This window comes from Oliverpabstia intestinalis (genome assembly GCF_009696065.1).
In the GTDB taxonomy this organism is placed as follows: domain Bacteria; phylum Bacillota; class Clostridia; order Lachnospirales; family Lachnospiraceae; genus Oliverpabstia; species Oliverpabstia intestinalis.
Window position 1 is genome coordinate 1 of sequence record NZ_VUMS01000051.1, and the last position, 7,325, is coordinate 7,325.

The following is a 7,325-nucleotide window of genomic DNA, read 5'->3' on the forward strand; positions in this document are numbered from 1 at the left end:
GTCGGCAACTGCGTTTGGTTATAGGCTTCTCTGCGAAATTTTCGGAGCCAATAATAATAAGCTTTTTCTTTGATGCCATTCTCCTCAAGCCATTGTTTTGCCGACATACCGACGGGTCTTCCTTGGCATTGATTAACGATGTCCAGCCAGTTTGCACGCCGAACATCATGTGTGGATTGATCCATGATAGTTATACCTCCTCTAAAAAACTACTAGTTTTTTCGTGTCCTTTAGAGTATTGCACAATCGTGCTAACTATCCAAGGCGAAGGATTTGACGCTTACTGTCTCCCTTCTTCATACAAAAGGAAAAACTGGCAAAAGCATTACTATTTCTAATGTCAGTTTTATAAATGGAGTCACTATATTTTTCATTGTTTTTAAAAGACCACAGAGGCACACCCCTGTGGTCTTTTATCTCATATACTGTTTATTACCATTTTCCACACCATTTAGTCCATTCTTTACGATTTAAAGGAACTAAATGATTATCCATTTCCATAAATATTTTTTTATATCGTTTTATATCCATTTCATCAAATAGTAAACAACCTCTAATTTCATTATTCCAAAAAACATCACAAGCAACTGTAAAATCATCAAATGCTATAAATCCACTACCTATATCACGCAATAATGCATCTTCCAGATCTTCTTTGAATACAATAAATAAATGAATATACTGACTCTTTTTCTGAATAAAATCTCTAATTTGGTAAACATTAAGTTTACGTCCTGCATCATTTCTTGATACTATAAAAATTCTTTTCAAATGAATCTTCTGTTCATGAACATTAAGATTTGCTTCTAAATAGATTCTTTCTTCTAATGTATCAACCCATTCTGCATCATCCATAATTGAAACTGACCATATTTCCTTCTTTGCTGTATAAAACAACGTGTACAATAAAAGGTAATAAACCTTATCATCGAAATTTCTATTTCTACCAGCGTGTTTTATTGCCGCTTCCGTTCTTTCTTTTAGATCATCAGCCTCCGCTGCCGTAATTTTTTGAAGGTATTCGGGTTTCGATTCTAAGTATGCATTATATTTTTTTCTTAATTGTATTTCTGGCCTTTTTCTCCGCTTTATCCCATAGACGATTACTACTCCGCCCAAAAAAGCAGCCATTACACAATTTATAACAATATATAGGAGTTGTACACCCTGAAATATCATTAATACTCCAGAAGCTATTGTCGCAATTGCGGATAGCCTTACTAGCATCTCATCTATTTTTTTCATGTACAACTCCTCCTCTACTACATTACTGCGTCTATTTTTTTCTTTAGATATTCTGCAAAATACTCATAATATTTCCTCTGCAATTGTGGTATTTTCCAATCACGACCTGTAACTACTTTCCTACATGAAGGACTTCCACAGTTGCATTTAAAACTGTAATCTTCATCATCAATAAAAGCGTAGTCACATGTCAATTCTTCATTTGGATAAATATCTTTTATTGCTATAAAGGTTATTTCACCTCTTAAACCACAATTGGGCTCACAAGAATGATTATTAAATAATTTAATCTGTTCTTCTTCGTCTGGTGAACATGCTGCAATAAAAAAATTGTCTGCAATTGGCAAATAACTATTTATTTTTTCTGATGTAAATAATTCTTCTCTCGATAAAATGTGTCCACCTTTAATAAACACTATTTCATCCTTCTTTATATGTTGCTTCGCAAACATTCCCTTACCGTGAATAACACTATCACGAATTTCAATCTTTTCTGAAACATAAGATTTCACAATTTATCCACCCCGCATTCCTTAACAACCCTTCTGAGCTTCCTCATATTCATATTTTGCAATATCATCAACACATAAGTACCCTCCATCAACAAAAAGTGTCTGTGCATTTACAAAACTTGCTTCATCGGAAAGCAAAAAGGCCACCACGTTTGCCACTTCCTCTGCTCGTCCTAATCTTCCTAAAGGAGTAATATTCATTGATACTTCAAACGGGCCATCAGTATCCATTTCCCCACCAATCCATCCTGCTGCTACTGCATTTACGCGAATACTCTCTTTACCCCAATTACATGCTAAGGATTTAATTGCATTATGCATTGCCGCTTTAGATGCAGCATAAGAAATACCACCATAGGAACCTCTCTCTGATTCCGTACTTGTTACAATTACTACCGACGATGCTTTTTTCATTTTTTTCTTTAGCTCAATTGCCATTAGTAAAGGCATATGATAATTCGCAAAGAAAACTTTTTCTGCCTTCAAATAGTCAAAGTCATTTATATCGTCCATCTCAAAAATAAAATGAGCGTTTACAAAACCATCAATCTCATCTTTAATACTATGAATACCTGCCATGACGCTCTCTCTATCATAGGCTTTTATTGCAATCAAACTCAAAGTCTTTTCAGGAAATTCTTTTTTCAATTCCTGTGCCCGCACACTATCCTCAGGAAAATAAAAACCGATTACTTTTACTCCCTGATTTACCAATTTACGCATCGTCTCCTCACCAAATCCTGCACACGCTGCTCCATTAACCACAACTGTTTTACTCATATCACTACCATCCTTTCTTTATGGGTGTAAATACTTATAAGGATTTTTTGAAAATCCCACTTCTCTCGCTATCTTTTTAATTGCAATGCAATGTGAAGCTTTTTGACCATATAAATTTCCCGTTTCATTTACAACCTCCCCCAAGCAATATCCGCCACAATGTTCAGCTACTGAACAGTTTTTACAGTGTACCATATTGCTTGTCTTTCGATTCTGAAGCGCCTCTATCCTTTCTGGATAAAAAACAATCTTTTTTTCTTTTTCTTCCCATTTTCCAATAACAAACACTTCCATATGATGTGCATTTTCTCCAAAAGTTACCATATCACAAGCTGATATGTATCCATCAGGAGTAAGATGCGGAACAGGAGTACATGCTCTACAATGATATTCTGAAGAACCATCAAAATTGCATGCTAAAAAGCTTCCATAAAATGCGCCTTTCTCTTTTGCATAATAATAAGCCTCAATATATTTCTCAGCATATTCATTCATATCCAAAAGTTTACTATCTTTTCTACTTTCATCTTTACATACAGGAATATCTGTTACCTCTGGGAAAAGAGGATCTGTCCACATATATGTAATTCCTAAACTCAAGAAATAATCTATCATCTCTTTCTGTCTATTGATGTTTTTTTCCGAAATCGTTATTCTTGCACCAATTATTCCGCCATCCTTCTTTTTATTAGCAAGTAAGTACTTGACATTTTCTTCAATAACCCCTGCTGAAGGTCTCTTTTGGGGAAAAGGACGATTTGCATTCTGAATATCCGGCGGTCCGTCAAATGATACCCAAACAATATCTACATTTTGGGCTATCCATTCCCTGGCCGTTTTCCCAAATGCTCCATTTGTTTGCAACTCAACACTCAAATTATTCCCTGCCAATTCATATGCATACTCGGTAATTTCCTTCATTAGCTGAATTTTTTGAGTAGGTTCACCTGGTCCATAGAATCTAATATGCCTGCTTGGATTAGTTTTAAAAAATAATTCCAATCCTTTTTTCGCAAACTCTAAAGACAAAGTTTTCGTTTCCTGTTTCTCTCTTTCATTGCAATTGTAACAATACACACATCGCAAATTGCAATCTGTTGTCAAAAAGAAAGAAATCATCTGCTTATTTACATGTGACATGATATCCCCTCCTTTTCTTTATATCTTGTTTCGAGATTAACATATTTATCCAGTCGCGTCAACGTTATATTCCAATTTTTATATTTTTCTTTTGTTTTTCTATATTGTTTTTTTTATCTTATATTTTAAATATTTTTATTAAGGCTTAAAATAATCAAATTCTCTTTAATATATATAATTTTCTTTATCTATTTTTCTATTTGATTTAATGCCGTTTTTCGCATAAAATAAATTTGATATATATCATAAAATAAACTATAATATCTATATCATAAAGAAACAGAGGAAAGACTATGATTAAAAATTCTAACACAATTGGACAAAATATCAAAACTTTGCGCGATGTATTAAACAAAAGCCAAAAGGATTTCGCCAAAGAAACAAACATTTCAACCCCAACCTTATCTAGTTATGAAAACAACGCCACTCTTCCGTCACTAGATTTTTTACTGTATTTGAAAAACAAATATAACATTTCTATTGACACCTTTACCTCAGAACTTTTATCAGCCGATGAAATACAACAAGAAATGGCTGCAGTACCTAGTTTTTTCATTCCCTCAAATATAAAAAAGTATCTAGGCACTTATATACTGTACTATTACACCACCAGCACACAAGATAGCAAAAACTGTATTATTCCTGCACAAGCTTTACGAATGGGGTTGCTTACACTTTACTCAAAATCATCCAACATTGTAGATGCACTTGCATGCTTCAATCTTGATTCCACAATGCTAGAAAACATATATAATTCTATTACTCAAAGCAACAATATTTATAAAGGAACTCAGGAAATACAATTAATTCACAAAACCTATGCTCAAACTAGTAAGACCAATTATTATAAGGGCAACGTTACTTTTTCACCTGATAATATTTTTATTAGCCTTAATCACAATTACAGAGACTGCTCACTAATCATATTAAAAAACCCAAATTCTGAACAGTCTACATATATCGGAGGTATCGGAACAATGAATTCTGTTTCAAAAGGATTCAACTTAGATCCTTGTATACAGTGTGTGGCTTTATCGAGATATCCTCTAACAATATCTCTAGACGAAATTGCAAGAGAGCTACAGTTTAATCACATTAATTTAAATATGTATAATGAAACATTAGAATTAATAAATGCTTTTAAAAACTTATATACAAAAGCCTCCCTAACATCCGTACCTTTTTCTGATGAACAAAAAACTTATCTCATCCAATCTTTATTAGAAAAGTTTGTTGATGAAACTGTTACTTCCAATTTGTTCCGTATAAAAAAAGTATCGTCAGATAAGGATGATGACTGGTATCACTTAATAAAAAGATGTTCAAAAAAAGGATAGATAAAATGTCAACACAAGAAAAATTATATAATAAATTACTTCATACAGCACAAGCTCATGGACTATACAATAAAAATAATATTACCAAAGCATATGATATTTTAAAGATTTTACAAAAAAAGCAAACTGCCACAAATGTAGAACATCTATTACGAGTAAGCATTATCATCGCTAAAATGGGATTTAATTCCGAAGTGATTGCAGCAGCTTTATTACATGAAGTAAATCTTTTATCTGCAGAAGATATAGCCTTTATAAAATCATATATAAACAATCTTGAAATTTTTAATATAATAGAATTTTATGGTGAATTGGATAGTACTATTGAAAATACAACAGTCTCAATCAAGCCAATAAATTTACAAAACCAAAGTGAAACTTTTAAAACCGCATTATATATTAAACTTGCAGATCGTATTGATGTTTTACAGAACACTCATACCCCCGTCTTATCTTTATCGCATATGTCAAAAAGTAACAAAATTTTACTTGAAATAGCCAGAGAAGAAGGGGTTCGCTATTTATTAGATTCTTTAGAAAATGAATGTTTTAGGATTGAAAATCCCACCTTATATGATGCTATTTCTGTTCGTTTTAATCAACTCCTCCGCACCAATACTCAAACTATTGCTCAAACGAGGAAAGTCTTTGATGAATGTTTTAATAGCAGAAATTTATTCTCTAAAGAAATAGATTTGATACCTATTAAATACAAAACCATTTCATATAAATTTAAAGCCAGAAAACTGATTAGTATTTATAGGCAACTGTGTTCCCTTGGATTTAATCCTGATATATCAGCCGACCCAAATGAATATTTAAATAAATATAACATTCCGCTATTTGATATAACATTAGTATTCAATGATGCCGATAATTCTTTAGCAATGGATTCATTTATTGAATTTTACAAAAATATACTACACCCGCTAAAAATACGAATAATAGATTACCAAAGTGTTTCGGATAAAAGCGATACATATCTACTGCTAGAGGACTATTTCTATTGCAGGTATCGATTGTTTTTGAAAACCAAAACCGTTTATCTAAAAAACACTTATGGCTTCGGAGCATCTGCAAACATTCATTTTCGTCATGAACAAATGTTTTCTGGTGTCGATAAGCAAATAGTAGTTTATGATAGAAGCAATACACCACATCATATTGAGCGTGGCTCTACCGCTTTGGATTTTGCTTTTTATTTACACCCAGATATTGGTTATTGTGCAAAAGGTGCTTTTATCAACAACAGCCCAAAAATTCTTCCACTTTATACTAAGTTGGAAAACGGGGATTTTATTAATATTATCTCAGATTCTCAGGACGAAATATATCATGCAACAATTGAGTGGTTTGAGTATGTTAATACAAAAAAGTCCACTAAACTACTAATTGCTTTTTTTCTTAAACGCCAAAATATATAACCCAATTAATACATCTGTAAAAAAATAGTCGGAACCCCCGGCTATTTTTATTATAAAAAATATCAAAATTTCTTGGTGATTTAAGTTGACAACTTTTGTTGTATCCTATTGTATGTATATTCCAGTCAGTCTGTCCACTTTGTATGGTAATTTAGGCCGCATACTACGGTCAATAAGGCCAACTGTTACGATACACTGCTCAGGTGTTTTTTGCACTAAACGGAAGATTAATCGATATTAGACCGGTTAATCTGGAATGCAGTACTCTAAGCGGTAGCGCGGAAATGTTTTTTCCAAAAGATTCTATCATCCCTTAATTTGTTTTCTCCATACACATAAATATAAATTCATTCTTTTATCTCCAATTTAAATCTAAAATATGAATACAAGTTCCAAATGTTCGCTGCGATTGAAAAATCTTTCCTATAAATGAATCTACATTTCATTGGTACCTGCTGTTTCTGGCACCATCCATAAATATCCTTCATCAGCATTTTCTCTCCACTATTTATCCGATCAATAAGAATATTTTTCTTGTATTCGTCTAATCCAACTCTAAACATTAAGTAGAATAAGACATTATAGTACCCGACTAGGAAAACTTCTCTACTCCCCTCTTTTTCCACGTACGCCATGCACACTGTCCACCTTTCCCTGTATTTATCGTACTAAGTCATAACCACCACTTCAAGTGGTGGTTTGTTTTTGACCCTATAAGGGTCCTATGCCTGCACGCCTAAAAGGCGGATGCCTCAAGCATTCATACCGGCTTGCCTCTGAAAGAGGCTTACCGTCGTGTATCTTCTCTTTTAGATTCTTCTTTTTGCTGCTGTATATATTCTTTTACAGCTTCTTCTGTAATATTGCCTACTGTCGCTACATAATAT

General features: G+C 33.0%; 8 protein-coding genes. 2 read left to right on the forward strand and 6 right to left on the reverse strand.

The genetic code is table 11. From position 1 onward, the window contains the following. The 5 genes from tnpA to FYJ57_RS14365 form a co-directional block, all read right to left on the reverse strand. Positions 1-185 (reverse strand): IS66 family insertion sequence element accessory protein TnpA (gene tnpA, locus FYJ57_RS14345; protein ID WP_408636493.1); only part of this gene is annotated, 185 nt, incomplete at its 3' end. A 247-nt stretch (positions 186-432) separates the two neighbouring features. Continuing rightward, a complete protein-coding gene (locus tag FYJ57_RS14350) occupies positions 433-1,245 on the reverse strand; it encodes a hypothetical protein (RefSeq protein ID WP_154433180.1) in 813 nt (270 codons plus the stop codon). Positions 1,246-1,262: 17 nt separating this feature from the next. Next, positions 1,263-1,757, reverse strand: coding sequence for an SET domain-containing protein (locus FYJ57_RS14355; RefSeq protein ID WP_154433181.1), 495 nt, complete (start codon positions 1,755-1,757; stop codon positions 1,263-1,265). A gap of 21 nt (positions 1,758-1,778) precedes the next feature. Beyond that, positions 1,779-2,537, reverse strand: coding sequence for an SDR family NAD(P)-dependent oxidoreductase (locus tag FYJ57_RS14360; protein ID WP_154433182.1), 759 nt, complete (start codon positions 2,535-2,537; stop codon positions 1,779-1,781). 18 nt (positions 2,538-2,555) lie between these two features. Then, entirely contained in the window at positions 2,556-3,677 is a 1,122-nt protein-coding gene (locus FYJ57_RS14365) for a radical SAM/SPASM domain-containing protein (RefSeq protein ID WP_154433183.1), read from the reverse strand. Positions 3,678-3,970: 293 nt separating this feature from the next. Here FYJ57_RS14365 and FYJ57_RS14370 point away from each other — a divergent pair, with 293 nt between their 5' ends. Both FYJ57_RS14370 and FYJ57_RS14375 read left to right on the forward strand, forming a co-directional pair. Continuing rightward, a complete protein-coding gene (locus tag FYJ57_RS14370) occupies positions 3,971-5,014 on the forward strand; it encodes a helix-turn-helix domain-containing protein (RefSeq protein ID WP_154433184.1) in 1,044 nt (347 codons plus the stop codon). 5 nt (positions 5,015-5,019) lie between these two features. Beyond that, a complete protein-coding gene (locus FYJ57_RS14375) occupies positions 5,020-6,438 on the forward strand; it encodes a TGS domain-containing protein (RefSeq protein ID WP_205840004.1) in 1,419 nt (472 codons plus the stop codon). Between the two features lie 347 nt (positions 6,439-6,785). Here FYJ57_RS14375 and FYJ57_RS14380 read toward each other — a convergent pair whose 3' ends face one another. Further along, positions 6,786-7,073 carry a hypothetical protein gene (locus FYJ57_RS14380; protein ID WP_154433186.1) on the reverse strand — a complete coding sequence of 96 codons (288 nt, stop codon included), beginning with the start codon at positions 7,071-7,073 and terminating at the stop codon, positions 6,786-6,788. Between the last annotated feature and the right edge of the window lie 252 nt (positions 7,074-7,325).

Coding starts and splice junctions, on each gene's coding strand:
- FYJ57_RS14380 (WP_154433186.1), bottom strand. CDS start 7,073: ATGGCGTACGTGGAAAAAGAGGGGAGTAGAGAAGTTTTCCTAGTCGGG.
- FYJ57_RS14375 (WP_205840004.1), top strand. CDS start 5,020: ATGTCAACACAAGAAAAATTATATAATAAATTACTTCATACAGCACAA.
- FYJ57_RS14370 (WP_154433184.1), top strand. CDS start 3,971: ATGATTAAAAATTCTAACACAATTGGACAAAATATCAAAACTTTGCGC.
- FYJ57_RS14350 (WP_154433180.1), bottom strand. CDS start 1,245: ATGAAAAAAATAGATGAGATGCTAGTAAGGCTATCCGCAATTGCGACA.
- FYJ57_RS14365 (WP_154433183.1), bottom strand. CDS start 3,677: ATGTCACATGTAAATAAGCAGATGATTTCTTTCTTTTTGACAACAGAT.
- FYJ57_RS14360 (WP_154433182.1), bottom strand. CDS start 2,537: ATGAGTAAAACAGTTGTGGTTAATGGAGCAGCGTGTGCAGGATTTGGT.